The 15,315-nt window shown below is 63.2% G+C and carries 16 protein-coding genes and 1 pseudogene; 8 read left to right on the forward strand and 9 right to left on the reverse strand.

The window, feature by feature from the left end; translation table 11 throughout:
- The first annotated feature begins 153 nt into the window (after positions 1–153).
- Complete coding sequence (locus ATK23_RS12985) at positions 154–615, forward strand: DUF3817 domain-containing protein (protein ID WP_066143091.1); 462 nt, start codon at positions 154–156, stop codon at positions 613–615.
- Between the two features lie 70 nt (positions 616–685).
- Here ATK23_RS12985 and ATK23_RS12990 read toward each other — a convergent pair whose 3' ends face one another.
- A complete protein-coding gene (locus ATK23_RS12990) occupies positions 686–943 on the reverse strand; it encodes a hypothetical protein (RefSeq protein WP_066143087.1) in 258 nt (85 codons plus the stop codon).
- Positions 918–1,565, reverse strand: coding sequence for a hypothetical protein (locus tag ATK23_RS12995; RefSeq protein ID WP_066143084.1), 648 nt, complete (start codon positions 1,563–1,565; stop codon positions 918–920). Before ATK23_RS12995 ends, ATK23_RS12990 begins: the two co-directional genes overlap by 26 nt.
- 305 nt (positions 1,566–1,870) lie before the next feature.
- Between ATK23_RS12995 and ATK23_RS13000 the strand changes: the two genes are divergently transcribed.
- Together ATK23_RS13000 and ATK23_RS13005 are read left to right on the forward strand one after the other, a co-directional pair.
- Complete coding sequence (locus ATK23_RS13000; protein ID WP_066143082.1) at positions 1,871–2,743, forward strand: CoA transferase subunit A; 873 nt, start codon at positions 1,871–1,873, stop codon at positions 2,741–2,743.
- Positions 2,736–3,503, forward strand: a complete 768-nt coding sequence (locus tag ATK23_RS13005) for a CoA-transferase subunit beta (protein WP_066143079.1) — start codon at positions 2,736–2,738, stop codon at positions 3,501–3,503. Before ATK23_RS13000 ends, ATK23_RS13005 begins: the two co-directional genes overlap by 8 nt.
- A gap of 181 nt (positions 3,504–3,684) precedes the next feature.
- Here the strand turns inward: ATK23_RS13005 and ATK23_RS13010 are convergent, their stop codons facing one another.
- Together ATK23_RS13010 and ATK23_RS13015 are read right to left on the reverse strand one after the other, a co-directional pair.
- Positions 3,685–4,905 (reverse strand): acetyl-CoA C-acetyltransferase, encoded by a 1,221-nt coding sequence (locus tag ATK23_RS13010; protein WP_066143077.1) that lies wholly within the window; start codon positions 4,903–4,905, stop codon positions 3,685–3,687.
- Complete coding sequence (locus ATK23_RS13015; RefSeq protein ID WP_217994572.1) at positions 4,905–5,687, reverse strand: SDR family oxidoreductase; 783 nt, start codon at positions 5,685–5,687, stop codon at positions 4,905–4,907. The genes ATK23_RS13010 and ATK23_RS13015 overlap by 1 nt, the downstream gene beginning before the upstream one ends.
- A gap of 334 nt (positions 5,688–6,021) precedes the next feature.
- On the opposite strand from ATK23_RS13015, the gene ATK23_RS13020 reads away from it, so the two are divergent.
- The 3 genes from ATK23_RS13020 to ATK23_RS13030 all read left to right on the forward strand — a co-directional run bounded on the left by ATK23_RS13020 (position 6,022) and on the right by ATK23_RS13030 (position 9,233).
- Complete coding sequence (locus ATK23_RS13020; protein ID WP_066143072.1) at positions 6,022–6,471, forward strand: acyl-CoA thioesterase; 450 nt, start codon at positions 6,022–6,024, stop codon at positions 6,469–6,471.
- Positions 6,472–6,520: 49 nt separating this feature from the next.
- Positions 6,521–7,957, forward strand: a complete 1,437-nt coding sequence (locus tag ATK23_RS13025; RefSeq protein WP_066143070.1) for an MFS transporter — start codon at positions 6,521–6,523, stop codon at positions 7,955–7,957.
- A 64-nt stretch (positions 7,958–8,021) separates the two neighbouring features.
- Positions 8,022–9,233 (forward strand): NADH:flavin oxidoreductase/NADH oxidase, encoded by a 1,212-nt coding sequence (locus ATK23_RS13030; protein WP_066143067.1) that lies wholly within the window; start codon positions 8,022–8,024, stop codon positions 9,231–9,233.
- 352 nt (positions 9,234–9,585) lie between these two features.
- Here ATK23_RS13030 and ATK23_RS13035 read toward each other — a convergent pair whose 3' ends face one another.
- Positions 9,586–10,395, reverse strand: coding sequence for an NADP-dependent oxidoreductase (locus tag ATK23_RS13035; RefSeq protein ID WP_211286070.1), 810 nt, complete (start codon positions 10,393–10,395; stop codon positions 9,586–9,588).
- Positions 10,396–10,787: 392 nt separating this feature from the next.
- Between ATK23_RS13035 and ATK23_RS13040 the strand changes: the two genes are divergently transcribed.
- Positions 10,788–11,201, forward strand: coding sequence for a winged helix-turn-helix transcriptional regulator (locus ATK23_RS13040; RefSeq protein ID WP_066143065.1), 414 nt, complete (start codon positions 10,788–10,790; stop codon positions 11,199–11,201).
- Between the two features lie 835 nt (positions 11,202–12,036).
- Positions 12,037–13,234: pseudogene (locus ATK23_RS13045) on the forward strand (IS110 family RNA-guided transposase).
- A gap of 31 nt (positions 13,235–13,265) precedes the next feature.
- On the opposite strand, the gene ATK23_RS16385 reads toward ATK23_RS13045, so the two are convergent.
- The 4 genes from ATK23_RS16385 to ATK23_RS13055 form a co-directional block, all read right to left on the reverse strand.
- Positions 13,266–13,709: a hypothetical protein gene (locus ATK23_RS16385; RefSeq protein WP_157066411.1), complete on the reverse strand. Its 444-nt coding sequence runs from the start codon at positions 13,707–13,709 to the stop codon at positions 13,266–13,268.
- A gap of 211 nt (positions 13,710–13,920) precedes the next feature.
- Positions 13,921–14,220, reverse strand: coding sequence for a DUF4913 domain-containing protein (locus ATK23_RS13050; RefSeq protein WP_083515640.1), 300 nt, complete (start codon positions 14,218–14,220; stop codon positions 13,921–13,923).
- A 3-nt stretch (positions 14,221–14,223) separates the two neighbouring features.
- A complete protein-coding gene (locus tag ATK23_RS16390) occupies positions 14,224–14,382 on the reverse strand; it encodes a hypothetical protein (protein WP_157066410.1) in 159 nt (52 codons plus the stop codon).
- A complete protein-coding gene (locus tag ATK23_RS13055; protein WP_066143050.1) occupies positions 14,379–15,227 on the reverse strand; it encodes a hypothetical protein in 849 nt (282 codons plus the stop codon). The genes ATK23_RS16390 and ATK23_RS13055 overlap by 4 nt, the downstream gene beginning before the upstream one ends.
- Positions 15,228–15,315 lie beyond the last annotated feature (88 nt).

The following is a 15,315-nucleotide window of genomic DNA, read 5'->3' on the forward strand; positions in this document are numbered from 1 at the left end:
TTCCGTGCGGACGGGGTGGCTTCTTGCTGCCTCCGCACGGGCTGAAAGCCTGCTCCACGTTCAAATGATGCGCACAGGCGCTACCGCTAGACTTGGATGGGTTCTGAACGGAGAACCGGTTTATTCGCAATTCCGAGGGACAGAAATCAAGATATGTCGCCACGCACTTTATTCCGCATCGTTGCCCGGGCCGAGGCAGTCACCTGGACGCTGCTGATCATCGCCATGATCCTGAAGTATGTCGTGAAGGTGGGCGACTGGCCGGTTTCCATTGCCGGATTCGTGCACGGTTTCGTCTTCCTCTCCTATGTCGCCACCGGCGTGCTGGTCGGCATCAACCAGCGCTGGAGCAAGCGCTCCATCGTGCTGGCCGCGGCCACCTCGGTGATCCCCTACCTGACCATTCCTTATGAAGGCCGCTTGGAAAAGCAGGGACGGCTGGAAGGCGAATGGCGCACCACCAAGAGCGACCACCCGGACGATGACAAGTGGATCGACACGCTGTTCCGCTGGATGGTTGGCCGACCGATTTTGACTGCGGTGACAGCCGTCGTGATTGTCGCACTGATCTTCACCGTCATGCTGATCATGGGCCCTCCAGGCGGCCGCGCCTAGCTCAGGATCCCCAGGCAGCAACGCCCAAGTTTCATGAGAAGAACCCCGTCACTCGACGTGGTTCTTCTCGTTAAGCAGTTCTTTGTCCGGGAGGAACGTAAGTAGCCAGGGCGATGATCGCGTCGCTTGGCCGCTTACCGTCCAAGGTGGCCAGTTGGTAGGCTGACTTCGCCCCGTCCGTTATATAGCGAAAACTGTCGGCGGGATATCTGGTCGTCAGTGGCTCGTTGTTCTGGCCAAGCACAATGTAGTTATCGCCAAGTTTAACTACTCGCGCCTTGGTCGTAGCCGGGATAGCCTGCTCATTCGGCTTCTTCTTTCGGCTCATCGATTGCCCCTTCTCCCATGTTCATTCTACGGCCGAACGGGTGATTTGACGGAGAAGTTTTGTTCTTAGCAGTTGAAGCTTCAAAATGTGCACCACTTGAATCCGGCTTCTCCACCTGAGAGGCAACCAATCCCTTACCCACCTGCTCCTTAGCTTCCAATTCTTCAAGCTCTTCGTCGGTCAAGGAGTCCGGGGCGCTGCCTTCCAATGCGCTTTGAAGAATCCGATTCAGCATTTCCTTTTCTTCCTCCGAAACCTTCCATCCGTAGGATCCAGCTCGCTTGCGCGTCTTCTTTGCCATCCTCGCGGTCTCACCGTCCTCGGCGTTTTTGAGCCAAGGTCCGAGAAGCGTCTTAATAAGGTCGCTCCCGGCCGCCTTCTGCGCTGCAGTCCCGTGAACTAGATCGATTCCATATTGCGCGCGTTTCCACCATTGATCGGCATCGTCAACACGAGACCTGTAACGAAGAGTTCGATACGCAAGGAACGATGCCGTGCCCACCGCCACCAGGGTGCCAATGGGTGCGACCGCGGCCAAAGCCAGCGCTCCTGGGTGCATCCATTGGAACACCCCGTTTATATAGTCGGCGGGCCTCGTGAAAAACCAAAGCAAGACACTCACTGCCGCGACTCCTACGAGCGACCAAGCAATTTTTCCCCTCCTCATGCGCAAACCATACTTTGACCTCCGCCAAGCTGGAGGAGCTTTCCACAGGCAGAGCACGGAATCGCCTGCTCGCTCGCATTTAACGGCGTTGCGTCAGCAGGCTTCGCACTGAAACAAACCTCATGTCCCTCGAATCCAATCCCCGACCAGCATGCTCGCTACCCAATGGGACTGCACTGACTTATTCATCTCATCCATGCTAGCCTTGCAACCAAGCGAGCGCTAGGTTCATTATTAGTTGAAGAAATGAGGGAAGCCCAATGCCTGACAAGCGATTGGAGCTCAGTGACGCGGTAGCGTCCATCGAATCGGGAATGACCATTGGCATCGGCGGCTGGGGCTCGCGGCGCAAGCCCATGGCTTTCGTCCGCGAACTGCTGCGCACCGACGTCAAGGACCTAACCGTGGTCTCCCTGGGCGGTCCGGATGTCGGACTGCTGGTCGCAGCCGGCAAGGTCAAGAAGCTGATCTACGGCTTCGTCACCCTGGACAGCATTCCGCTGGATCCGCTGTTCACCGCGGCCCGCGAACGCGGCGAGCTGGAGCTGCAGGAATATGACGAAGGCATGTTCGTCACCGGCCTGCGCGCCGGCGCCTCTCGCCTGTCCTTCCTGCCAACTTTGGCCGGCATCGGCTCGGATGTGCTGCCGGCCAATAAGCACCTGAAGATGGTCAAATCCCCTTATTCGGACGATGAGTACGTCGCGGTGCCGGCAATCCGCATGGATGTCGCGCTGATACACGTCAACCGTGCCGACGCCGCTGGCAACGTGCAGTTCCTGGGGCCGGACCCGTACTTCGACGACCTCTACGCGATGGCCGCCGACCGCACCTATGTGAGCACCGAGAAGATCGTCCCCACCGAGAACCTGCTCGACGAGGGCTCGTACCACACGCTGATGCTCAGCCGCATGTACGTCACCGGTGTCGTCGAGACCCCGCGCGGCGCGCACTTCACTACCTGCGAGCCCGACTACGGCCGCGACGAGGTCTTCCAGAAGCACTACGCCGCATCCGCCAAGGACCCTGCCGCCTGGGATGCCTTCAGCGCAGAATTCCTGGCAGGCGACGAGGCGGCATTCCATGCAGCCGTCGAGCGCTTCCACGCAGAAAAGGAGAAAGCCAATGCCTAATGACATCACCATTGCCGAGATCTGCGTTGCAGCCTGCTCGGACATCTACCGTGAATCCGGCGAGCTGCTGGCCCACGCGGTGGGCATTGTCCCATCCATTGGTGCACGCTTGGCCAAGCTTACCCATTCCCCTGACATCATCCTCAGCGACGGCGAAGCATTCATGATGAGCGAAGCCTCCCCGCTGGGCAAGCCGGCCTCGGCCGGCGGCGTCATCGAAGGCTGGGCTCCGTTCCGCCGCATCTTCGACATCGTGGTCACCGGCCGCCGCCAAAGCATCATGGGCGCGAGCCAGATCGACCAGTACGGCAACCAGAACATCTCGCTGATTGGCGACTGGGACAAGCCAAAGCGCCAGCTCATCGGCGTGCGCGGTGCCCCGGGCAACACCGCCAATCACCGTGTGGACTACTGGGTGGCGCGGCACAGCGCACGGCTGTTCGTCGAGTCGGTGGACATGGTCTCCGGCGTAGGCAATGACCGCGCGAAGGCCGCCGGGCTGAAGCACCATCATCTGGGCGTGATCATCACCAACCTCGCCGTGCTCGGCTATGACGAGGATGGCCGGGTCAAGGTCCTCTCGGTGCACCCGGGCGTGGACCCGCAGGAAGTCACCGACAACACCGGATTCCCACTGGATGCCTCCAACGCTCCGGAAACCCGTCTGCCCACCGATGAGGAACTGCGCCTGATCCGCGAGGTCATCGACCCGCGTGCGGTGCGCAACCGCGAGGTGCCAGTGCCGCAGCCGGTAGGCTAGCGCGCCAGGCCTTGCAGAGCCCGGCAACCATGTCCCAGCACTGGTTGCCGGGCTCTGCTTTGCGTGTCCGGAACGTCGGATACCGCCACCTTTCTGGCAGCCCGTCCGGGCATGGCACAGCGCACACCACCAGGAGCTTTTCCTAGGGACGTGCGCTGTATCCAAGCGTTCGCGGCAGGTGCTAGCTCATGCGCTCCAGCACCAGCGCCATGCCCTGGCCGCCGGCCACGCACATGGTCTCCACGGCGAACTGCTCGTCGCGTTCCTGCAATGCGTGGATGGCGGTGGTGGTCATGCGGGCGCCGGTCATGCCGAAAGGGTGGCCCAGCGCAATCGCGCCGCCGTTGACATTGACCTTCTCCGGATCGATGCCGATATCGTCGATGGACGGCAGCACCTGGGCGGCGAAGGCCTCGTTGAGCTCCATGATGTCCATGTCCTTGATCGACATCTTGGCGTTGGCCAGTGCGCGCTTCACCGCATCGACCGGCCCCAGGCCCATCAGTTCGGGGGTCATGGCGGCCACGCCGGTAGACACGATGCGCGCCAGCGGCCTCAGGCCCAGTTCCTTGGCCTTGGTATCGCTCATGATCACCAGTGCCGCGGCGCCGTCATTCAGCGGGCAGCAGTTCGCAGCGGTTACGGTGCCGTGCTCACGGAATACCGGTGCCATGGTGGCCAGCTTCTCCAGCTTCACCCCGGCGCGCGGGCCGTCATCGGTGGACACCACGGTGCCGTCGCCCAGGGTGACCGGGGTGATGTCCTTCTCCCAGAATCCGCGCAGCCCTGCGGCTTCGGCCAGATTCTGGCTGCGCACCGCCCACTCATCCTGGGCTTCGCGGGAGACCCCGCGCAGCTGCGCGACATTCTCTGCGGTGTCGCCCATGGCGATGTAGATGTCCGGCAGCTCGCCCTTGGCGCGCGGATCGCTCCAGCTCAAGGAGCTGTCTTCGTTCAGCGCCTTGGTGCGCTCCATCGCGGCGAGGAAGGCGGGGTTCTTGGTGTCCGGCATGCCGTCGGACTTGCCCAGGCCGAAGCGCGAAACGGTTTCCACGCCGGCGGAGATGAAGACGTCTCCCTCGCCGGCCTTGATGGCGTGGAATGCCATGCGGGTGGTCTGCAGCGAGGACGAGCAGTAGCGGTGAACGGTGGTGCCCGGAACCGCGTCCAGGCCCAGCTGCATGGCGACCATGCGGGCGATGTTGTATCCCTGCTCGCCTGCTGGCTGCGCGCAACCCATCATCAAATCGTTGATGGTGTGCGGATCCAGCTCGGGAACCGCGTTGAGTGCGGCCTGGACCATCTGCGCGGCCAGGTCATCGCCGCGCATTTCGCGCAGCGATCCCTTGTAGGCGCGGCCGATCGGCGAACGCGCCGCTGAAACGATAACTGCCTCTGCCATTAGATTGCTCCTTCTACTTCCAGTTCAAGTGGTTTCAGTTCTTCGGCGTTCGGCGTGTGCGCCAGGAAGGCAGGCCATTCTCCGCCGCCGTCCACATCCAGCACCGCGCCGGTGACGTGGGATGCCATATCAGAGGCGAGCATGACGCAGGCCGCGCCGATCTCGCGGGGTTCGGCGAGCTGTCCGCGCGGAATCGTGGCGGCAACCTTCTTGTAGCTGTCCTCGTCTCCGTAGTGGTCCACCGCGCCCTCGGTGGCCACCAGGCCGCAACTGACCGCGTTGACGCGGATGTGCGGAGCCCACTCGACCGCCAGGCTTCCGGTCAGGCTTTCCAGCGCTGCCTTGGCCGCGCCGTACACCGCGGTGCCCGGGCTCGGGCGGCGGGCGCTGATGGAGGTGATGTTCACGATGGAGCCCTTCTGCGGCTGGCTCATCATCACCGGAAGCACGGCGCTGGCCACGTGCGCGGCCGAGAGGAAGTTCAGTTCCGTGATGGCCTGCAGGTAGCGGGCCGAACCTTTCTCGAAGCGGCCGAAGGGAGATCCGCCGGCGTTGTTGACGGCAACGTCAATGCGGCCGCGGCGGCGCTGCACGTCGGCAACCCACTCCTGCACCTGCTCTGCGTTGCGTACATCAAGCCGCGTGAAATGCACTGACGGATGCTCGCTGACTCCTCCGTCCGAGGGGAGGTTGCGGCCGCAGATTTCCACGACAGCTCCGGCGTCGAGAAATGCCTGGGTGATTCCGGCACCGACTCCGCGGGCGCCGCCCGTCACGAGCACCACCCGATCCTTAAGGTCAATAACGACTGACATCGCTTTCCTGCCCTTCTTCTCACCAGCGGTGCTGCTGGGATGACCAGCCCACCGTGTGCCGATAGTTGTGTGCGTGTGGCGATTCCCGAGTCGATAGCGGCCAAATAGCCGTCGATTCGCCGGAGATCCGGCGCGGCTGCCAAGTTCATATCCTCTGCGGCCAACCATCAACCAAACGCTTGCTACATTGAGCATAAAGGCTTAATCTCTCATTACCAAGCATGCGTTTGGTTGGGTGGGAAAATTTCCGACTCTGCGCCCCCCGCGCAACAAGCTATCGACAAGGGATTTCCACAGGCATATGCAGACCAATTCCGGTATATCGGCCACCGCTCACGAGCCAGTGCACGAGCACACCCAGCGCCTGAGCTACGCGGACACCGACCCTGCCGGGATTCTGTACTACGCCACCTGGTTCCCGCGCATGGAAGCCTTGCAGACCGAGTGGCTGCTGCTGAACGGATTCCGCCAGGACACCTTGCTGGAACGCTTCGGCTGGTGGACCGTCTCACGGGCCACCCACTGCGACTACCTGCAAGCGGCGCGGCTCTTCGAGGAAATCACCATCGAGCTGCGGGTCGGTGAAATCGGGAATTGCTCGGTCCGCTTCGACTTCCAGATGTGGCGGCGCAGCGACCAGACCCTGGTGGCAACGGCCTCCAACTGGCTGGTGACCGTCAGCCCGGATCAGAAAGCCATCCGGCTGCCGGAAGTGTTCCGCACCTTCCTGGAATCCGGAGCCGCCCAATGACTTCCATTGCCGTTGCCAGCCCAACCACCGGCGAGCGCCGGTTGCTGCCATGAGCGCTACCCACAGCCTCGAAACCGGCGAGCCCCAGGCCAAGTGGGCCGCCACCCGGAGGCCCACTGTCCTCCTGCTTGCCGTCAGCGGCATGCTCTCCTCTATGCAGTTCACGCTGATCGTCCCGTCGCTGCCCAGCTTCTCCGAAGACCTCGGGGTCTCGGCGGAGGATGCTTCGTGGCTGGTGACGATTACCCTGCTCGCCGGGGCCGTGGGCACCCCGGTGCTCTCGCGCATGGCGGACATGTACGGCAGGCGGCGCCTGCTGCTGGCCGCCTTGGGACTGCTGGTGGCCGGTTCGCTGACGGCCGCGGTGGGGCCGGGCTTCGGCTGGGTGCTGGCGGGCCGTGCCCTGCAGGGCTGCGCCTCCTCCATTGTTCCCATCGGCATCAGCCTGCTGCGCGACATCATGCCGGCGGGCCGTGCCGGTACCGCGATCGCCGTCATGAGCGCCACCATCGGACTGGGGTCGACCACCGGGCTGCTGCTCTCCGGGATCCTTGGCAGCGGCGCCCTGGGCACCTCGGGGATCTTCGTATTCTCCGCCGCCGGAGGGCTTCTGGCCATGGCCGGCGCACTGGCATTGGTCCGCGATGCGGGCGTCTACCCCGGCGGACGGTTTGACGTGCTCGGTGCGCTGGGATTGTCGGTGGTGCTGGGCAGCGTTTTGTTCGTCCTCTCGAAGTCCGCCTGGTGGGGCACGCATCCGCTGCCGCTCGCGGTGATTTCAGGCCTCGGGATCCTGGCAGCCTGCCTGTGGATTCCGCAGCAGCTGCGCAGCGCCCGCCCGGTCGTCGATCTGCGCACCGCCTTCCGCCGTCCGGTACTGCTGACTAACATCGCCACCTTCTTCGCCACCGCCGGAATGTTCGCCAACCACCTGCTGACCGCCCACGAGGTGCAGGCCCCGGCGGGCCTCGGCTCCGGGCTGGACCTCAGCCCGGTGGACGCCGGGCTGGTCATGATCCCGGCATCGCTGACCATGGCCGGGCTTTCACCGGTGGCCGGCATGCTGCTCAACCGCATCGACGGCCGCAAGGTGCTGGCCCTGGGTGCGCTGGTCATGTCGCTGTCCTTCGTCTTCCGCCTGTTCACGCACGGCTCACTCACCGCCATCGTGGTTGGCGCGGCGCTGGTGGGCGTGGGCACGGCACTGAGTTTCGCGGCCATGCCCGCACTGGTCATGGGGTACAGCCCGGCGCAGGATGCCGCGGCAGCGAACGGCATCAACTCGCTGATCCGCACCTTCTCCGGGGCCGCCGCCAGCGCCCTGTTCGCCGTCCTGCTCTCCGGCTTCGCGGTGTCCGCCGGAGGGTCGCAGTTCCTGACCCAGGCCGGCCTGGCGCTTGCCTTCGCAGCCGTCGCCGCAAGCTGCCTGTTCGCCTCGGCGCTGGCCCTGCTGCTTCCTTCGTCGCGGGACACCGCACGGCGCTGAGCTGGCGGTTCCGGGAAATGGGACTGGCGGCCCGGGCCGCCCGGCTGCTCGGTAGAGTGCTGGCATGACTATTGACGCGCGCACAGCAAACCCCGAGGAGCGGGCGCTCTTCACGCCCCTGACCATCCGCGGCACCACGCTGCCGTTGCGGGCCGGGGTCTCGCCCATGTGCATGTACGCGGCTGTCGACGGCTTCGTCAGCGACTTCCACCTGGCCCATCTGGGGCGCTTCGCCCTGGGCGGCGCGGGGCTGGTCATCGTCGAGGCGACGGCCATCGAGCCGCGCGGCCGCATCTCCCATTTCGACCTGGGCTTGTGGGATGACGCCCACGTGGAGGGCATGGCCCGCATCGCCAACCTTCTGGACGCCCACGGTTCGGTCCCCGGCATCCAGCTGGGCCATGCAGGCCGCCGCGCCTCGGTGCGCGAGCCGTGGCATGCCGGCGCCCCGCTGGACGAAACGGACGCCCAAGCGGGCAACCCGCCATGGCAGACCGTCGGCCCCTCGGCCTTGCCGGCCGGCCCGAACTGGCCGGTACCGACCGAGATGAGCGAGGCGGAGATCGCCGAGTCGGTCGCCCAGTGGGCGGCCGCCGCGCGCCGCGCCGCCGAGGCGGGCTTCCGCTACATCGAGCTGCATGGCGCCCACGGCTACCTGCTGCACTCCTTCCTCTCCCCCATCTCCAACACCCGCACCGACGGCTACGGCGGGGACACCGCCGGGCGCATGCGCTACCCGCTGGAGGTCATCCGCGCCATCCGCGAGGTGATCGGCGACGAGATCATCCTGGCCTACCGGGTGTCCTCGGTGGACGGCGTGCTGGACGGCGGCCTGGGCATCGAGGACATCGTCGAGTTCTCCCGGCACGCGAACGCCGCCGGCGTGGACGTCATCGACACTTCCTCCGGCGGCATCACCACCGACCGTTCCAGCGACACCCGGGTGCGCCGCGGCTTCGGATTCCACGCCGACTTCGCTCGCGCCATCAAGGCCGGCACTGATGCGCTGGTGGCCTGCGTGGGCTTCATCGTGGATCCGGAGCAGGCAAGCCGGATGATCGAAGACCAGGACGCGGACATCGTGCTGCTGGGACGCGAGATGCTGGACAACCCGAACTGGGTCCACCACGCACGGCGCTCGCTGGCGGCCGACGAGTTCGACCACTGGGACATACGCTTCGGAAGCGCCCTGGGCCCGCGTCTATCCACCCTGCAGCGGCTGGCGGAGTCCGGGGAAACCCCGCTGACGCGCTTCGAGCAGTACAGCGGCGCCTAGCGAAACTCGGCTAATACTTGTGATGCTCCTGGAAAACCAGGAGCATCACCTGCTTAATGCCAATGCTTGTCGTTGAGTGTCTCTGATGAACCTATATGGTGGGCATGACCCGTGGCCCGCGTGCTCACGTGGGCACCGTCTGTGTGCATGACGTGCAGGGCCTCATCAGAGAAGAACCCTCCTGGTGGTGGAATCCCCTCTCAGAGCAGCGGGCCCCGGCCTCGGTGCTTTGACGGCGTCATGAACCGCCCGGGATATTCGCGTGGGTGTCAATTCGTTCGTTGGGGTCCATGGATGTCCCGGGCCCCGGGTTGCTCGCCGTGGTGGTGGGGATGGGCATCGGCCTCCTGAGTCAGGGGATGAGGACGAGCCGTCCGCGCAGGCTGCCTTCAGCCAACCTGGCGTGGGCTGCCGTTACCTCCTCGAGCGGGTAGGTCTGTGCGACGCGGGCACTAATTTCACCTTGGTCGGCGAGGCGGGAAAGCTCGGCGAGCTGGGCGCCGTCGGCCCGCACGTCGAGCGCATCGACACGGACGCCGCGTTCCGAATCCGGTTCCTGTCCCGGCCACAAGCCGACGTAGGAGCCACCGTCCTGGACTGCGGCGATCGCCTCGTTCCCCAGGCCTGCGGCGTCGAGCACACCGTCGAAGCCGGCAGGTGCAAGGTTCGCCCCGCGGGTCAGGAAGTGGTTGGCGCCGCGAGAGACGAGGAACGGTATGTCGCCGGCGGAGGCCAGCACGGTGACCTCCAGGCCCTGTCGGTGGGCCAACTCCACTGTGTGCCCCCCGACCCCGCCGGCCGCTCCCGTGACGAGCAGGCTTTGCCCCGGCCGCATCGCCAGCAGGCCCAGGGCCTGCGCTGCGGACAGCGCGTTCAGGGGCAGCGCCGCGGCATGGACATCGTCGAGGGAGGCAGGGGCCGGGGCGATGGCTTCTGCGTCAAGCACGACGTAATCGGCATGTGTGCCCAGCGGCTCATTGTGGCCCGTGGCCAGGCCTATGACCCGGTCCCCGACAGGCCAGTTGACCCCGGCCCCCACGGCATCAATCGTGCCGGCAACATCCCAGCCGAGGCCGATCCGTTCCCCCTCACCGCCGAAGACCCCCGAACGCATGGCAGCGTCCACCGGATTCAGCGCAGCCGCGCTGACCTTGATCCTCACCTGCCCGGGTCCCGGTACAGGTACCGGGACCTCTGTGATCTCGACTGCCTCGGGTCCACCGAAGTGGGAAACTGTTGCGGCGCGCATGAACATGGCCTTCCTATGGTTTGGGTGTGGGCGGTCGTTTCTGCCGCATCGGCTGAACCTTCCGCTGTTGGGTGCGTGCGAAGCCGAACGTCAAACGTGACGGCCCGGGGTGATGGTCTCGGCCGTGCAGGTCCTGTCGGTCTCGGCCAAATGATTGAAAACGAAGATGGCCATTCTTTTCAAGTGCCTTGGTCCGATGGCCCTAAACCGGTTTCTTACACATGGTGCATAACTCCATAATGGGACAGTATTGAATTCGATACAAAAGGCACACGCGTGTGCGTAACTGGAAGGGCAGGTGCGCCATGGAATCCGACCCGAGCATCCGGCAGGCTGGGGCACTGTCCGGGCCGTGTTCCCGCTGGCCGGCGGAACACGGGGAAACCATCCGGCAGATCATCGAGCGGGCGGGCAACAAGTGGGCCGTGCTCGTGGTCAGTTCGCTTCAGGGCGGGCCACTGCGCTACACCGACTTGCTTCACTCCATCCCGGGTCTCTCCCAGCGAATGCTCACCCACACCCTCCACCAGCTACGGCGTGACGGTCTCATCACCAGAACCGCCTATCCCGAGGTGCCCCCACGGGTGGTGTATGCACTGACTGATCTGGGCACCACCCTGCTCATCGCCATCACCACTCTGATCGACTGGGCCGGAACCCACCACGACGAGATCCAGGACAACCGCACCCGATTCGACACGGCAGAGGCCATCACCTGACGCCCCGTGCCGGCCGGACACCAAAAGCATGCAGGGCAAGGCCGATCGGGGGCAAGAGGGCACTTCCTTATCTACCACCGGAGTCCGCGTCCGCCCGCGCTCCATGGACCCGTCGGGATACAGACAACCCGCCGCGGAGCCGGCATCACCGGACCAACCCGTCACCTATTATCGGCTGTAGGCCGACCTGAGGCACCGGCCGCTGCCCTAAAGAGCTAACAGGATCGCCTCCGAAGCACGAATGCCAAGGCTGGCTCGCGCCAGGTGCTCACGACCAACCAGCCACAGCCGGGTCCGAGACAGCGCAAGAGTACAGTCCATTTGAATAACGGCTGATACCAGTACTAAGCCCGGGACCGGGCCCCTGTCTGTCAGGGTTTGAATAGAGGGGCAGCAATCACCGGGTAAGTATTATCTGAACTGTGTTCGACCTTCTGGACTACGAGATTGTCTCTGATCTCATAAGTAGTCCGAACTGGGCGTCCAGCACTGTCTACAGCCCAGGGTGCTGCAACAGTTCCATAAATTTCTTCGTTCGCATCCTGAATAAGGCATGCTCTTCGACAATCTCAGCAGACCCGTTACCTTGTTGATAGCTCGCTCACCCGAGGATGATGGGAGCTGTCGGCCGGCCAATCCCGGCATGGTGTCTTGCCCCTGCATATCCAATAGTCCGGGGGGGGTGTTGCCACCGGGATTGGATGGCAGCGAGGTGATTGCTAATCAGGGGCACGGCGCCAGGAACACTGGACGCCAGTCGTAACGTGGGTGTAAGGCTTTGCTACCGACGGTTGGTCGACCGTGAACAAATCATCGGTTCAAAGGAGCACCGGTCATGAACACCACGGAAATCGATATTTTCCTCGGGCTCGACGTCGGAAAGACCGACCATTGGGGCTGCGCCGTGACGGTGGAGGGCACCACCATCTGGAATAAAACCCTGCCCAACGACGAAGCAAAGCTCACCAAGGTCTACCAGGATCTCAGCGTCAAGGGCACCGTCCTGGTGGTCGTGGACCAGCCAGCGACCCGCGGTGCCCTGGCCGTCGCGGTCGCCCAGCACCTGTGCATCACCGTGGCCTACCTGCCCGGGCTGACCATGCGACGCATCGCGGACATGTATCCGGGTACGGCCACAACCAACGAAAAGGATGCGTTCATTATCGCTGCCGCGGCCCGCACCATGCCGCATACGCTGCGCAGCCTGCAGGTCTCGGACGAGGAAGAAGCCGCCCTGGGCATGCCCACCGGCTTCGACCTGGATCTCTCCCGCCAGATCACCCAGACCAGCAACCGGATCCGCGGGCTATTCACCCAAATCCATCCCTCGCTCGAGCGGGTGGTCGGTCCGTGGCTGGAGCATGATGCGGTGCTCGAAGTCCTCGCCGCCTGGCCTATCCCAGCAGCGTTGAAGCATGCCGGCAAGGCCAGGATCGATGCGAACCTGACCAAGCACGGAGCCCGCCGGCACACCTCCTGGGCCGGCGCCATCCTGGACGCGATGGATGAGCAAACAGTGGTCGTGGTTGGCACCGAGGCCGCCGGGCTGATCATTCCGCACTTGGCCCGGCAGCTGATCGCTCTGCATGCTCAGCGGGCGGACGTGGCCACGCATCTTGAAGCTATGGTGGAGTTCCGCCCTCTTTGCCCGGTCCTGACGTCCATGCCAGGGGTTGCGGTCAGGACCACTGCGGTATTCATTGCTTCAGACCTCCGGCAAGACCTTTGATAGTGCCGCCGCCTTGGCTTCCTATGCTGGGTTGGCGCCCGTCACCCGCCAGTCGGGCACCTCGATCAAGTCCGAACGCGTCAACCATTCAGGCAACAAGAGATTGAAGCGAGCGTTGTTCCTTTCGGCGTTCGCGTCCATCCGTTTCGACCCTGCCAGCCGCGCTTACTATGACCGGAAACGGGCCCAGGGAAAACGTCATAACCAGGCGCTCATCGCGTTGGCCCATCGCAGGCTGACGGTGATGTTCGCCATGATCCGGGACAGGTCGCTTGACGATGCTCCGGTGGTGGAAGCTGCTTGACAAAATACATAGGGGCACCCCCCATCAGGGATTAGATCGTAGAAAATTCCTGGGGCTGTGAAGCATCTGTAATCGCTACGGATAACCGAACCGAAGCATCTTGCAGAGGTTGAGCAATCAGCCTCGTTCCGTCTTCAACTTCATAATGGACAGAGCCCTCCGATGATTCTTTACCCTCGGAGAGACTCTTATTGGGCAGAGGAACTAATCGGGCCGTTCCGCTAAAGTCAGTAATCTCAATTTTTGCAGATGATCCTGAATCGATAGCCACCTCAGTGCGGTCAATTTTCGCCTCGAATCGGCCACTTTCCATATCCGTCTCAGCCATCGGTATCTCTTCAGGAGCATAATCAGTGATCAGTTGCTCTAAGGAGCTGCTTGGTGTTTCTTCACTCGCGTATGCCGGGAAAGCAAGTGTCGGACTACACACGATACCGAGCACAGTTACAGAAGAAATATGCCGCCAGAGTCTCATGTCACCTTTACTTTTGAATTGATGAAGAACTTCAACAAAGAAGAAGTACGCTGATTCTGTCTGAATAAATTAAATCAAACAGTAGCATGTATAAACTTCACTTCGGCAAACGAGGAAGTTGAGCCAGCATTAATCGTGCTCCAGCGCTTCTGCAGTAGCTATTGAAGCAGTTTCCTTATCTTCCCGTTGGTTCGTTCCTGGGACAACAGCCCTATTGCACGGATGACCGGAAGTACCCCTCCGGAGCCTCAGCCACAGGGAACATCTCCGGTAGCTGCGGGTGCATGACCTTGTCATACGCGTGGAACGGGCCATCCTGTGCGGTGAGCCGATCCATCAGCGGGTAGAAGTAGTCCCGGTAGAACACCAGGATCTGCTGCGGGCCGTCCCACCGCATCTGCTCCCACGTCTCCCACAACGCGGTAATCACCGAATACACTTCAGGGTACTCATACCAGTTCGGCGCCCACGCACGCCCCGAAGGCCCATACTTCCGCAGGTAACGCGGCAGCGCCTAGCCGCGCAACCTCTGCTGCGCATCCTCATACACGAAAGGCCGCTCCGGCTCCGCGTGCCCGGTGTCCCGCGACGGGGCCGCTGGCCGTGCCGTCGGCTCCTGGGTCTCGTCGCCGTCCAGATCCAGCTCATCGTTATTCGGTGGGATGCCGATCATCGCGACAGCTCCTGTCCTTGGATTCGAGCCGGGGCCGCCGCGGACACAACGCGTTTGCGGTGCTTCATCGCCGGCTGCGGATTCTGCGTGCTCGGCGGCAACGGGAAATCAGCATCCTTACCACCATTCTGCTTCCACACAGCGATCACCCGTTCAGAGGCGGCACTGTGCTGATCTAACGGCAGCTTGCCCGCATCCTCCGGGCCAGCCCCAGCCGGGGCCGGCTTACCGGCTTCTTCGGCTTCGGCAGTTTTAGCGTTCGCCCGGTGAAGGTGTTCTTCGCCCTCGAACCGTTCAGCTTGCCCCTGATGAGCGGCCTCACCCTGCTGGGCTTCCGCCGCCTCGGCAGTAGCGGTCTGCGGTGGCAGCTTCGCGCCTTCGGGCACCAGGTGCGGGAACTTCCCGGCAATCGCCCGGTCTACCTCATCGTCGTTCCCATACCAGGACGGCACATGACTGATGGTGTCGCGTCCACTAATAGACCGGTCACTCACCGTATCCGCTGGCATACTATCAAGCAGACGTAACGCTTCCTGCTTGCTGATCTTCACATCACGTTCCAGAGCGTTGTTGTAGTCGTAATTCCGGAACGTTCCCTGCGGCTGCGCAAACCACGGCTCCTGGCCCATGGGTGGCGGCTCCGCGGTGGCTCGCTGACCAGCCAGATAGTCGTCCAGGGCATCATGCAAAGCCCGGGGCCAGTCAGTCGCCGCCGTGGGATGATCCCGGTTCAGATCCTCCACATTGATCCCGAACTGGTTCCGGATACGATCAGCACCAGTCATGAACGCGCGACTGGTGCTATTGTTTGCGCCGTGTTTAGTAACCAACGCCAAAAGAGTCACATGTCCAGCACTTGCCTCAGAACCGGTTGCATGCCAGTACTTATCGAGTACTGATTCATTGCCGGTTATCTAAGTTACGGCGCTTCAG

Source organism: Glutamicibacter nicotianae (assembly GCF_002797775.1).
Classification (GTDB): Bacteria; Actinomycetota; Actinomycetes; order Actinomycetales; family Micrococcaceae; genus Glutamicibacter; species Glutamicibacter nicotianae.

What these genes read in the sequence shown, in the direction of transcription:
- ATK23_RS12985 (WP_066143091.1), top strand. Translation starts at nt 154, where the DNA reads ATGTCGCCACGCACTTTATTCCGCATCGTTGCCCGGGCCGAGGCAGTC.
- ATK23_RS12990 (WP_066143087.1), bottom strand. Translation starts at nt 943, where the DNA reads ATGAGCCGAAAGAAGAAGCCGAATGAGCAGGCTATCCCGGCTACGACC.
- ATK23_RS13000 (WP_066143082.1), top strand. Translation starts at nt 1,871, where the DNA reads ATGCCTGACAAGCGATTGGAGCTCAGTGACGCGGTAGCGTCCATCGAA.
- ATK23_RS13005 (WP_066143079.1), top strand. Translation starts at nt 2,736, where the DNA reads ATGCCTAATGACATCACCATTGCCGAGATCTGCGTTGCAGCCTGCTCG.
- ATK23_RS13010 (WP_066143077.1), bottom strand. Translation starts at nt 4,905, where the DNA reads ATGGCAGAGGCAGTTATCGTTTCAGCGGCGCGTTCGCCGATCGGCCGC.
- ATK23_RS13020 (WP_066143072.1), top strand. Translation starts at nt 6,022, where the DNA reads ATGCAGACCAATTCCGGTATATCGGCCACCGCTCACGAGCCAGTGCAC.
- ATK23_RS13025 (WP_066143070.1), top strand. Translation starts at nt 6,521, where the DNA reads ATGAGCGCTACCCACAGCCTCGAAACCGGCGAGCCCCAGGCCAAGTGG.
- ATK23_RS13030 (WP_066143067.1), top strand. Translation starts at nt 8,022, where the DNA reads ATGACTATTGACGCGCGCACAGCAAACCCCGAGGAGCGGGCGCTCTTC.
- ATK23_RS13040 (WP_066143065.1), top strand. Translation starts at nt 10,788, where the DNA reads ATGGAATCCGACCCGAGCATCCGGCAGGCTGGGGCACTGTCCGGGCCG.
- ATK23_RS16385 (WP_157066411.1), bottom strand. Translation starts at nt 13,709, where the DNA reads ATGAGACTCTGGCGGCATATTTCTTCTGTAACTGTGCTCGGTATCGTG.
- ATK23_RS16390 (WP_157066410.1), bottom strand. Translation starts at nt 14,382, where the DNA reads ATGATCGGCATCCCACCGAATAACGATGAGCTGGATCTGGACGGCGAC.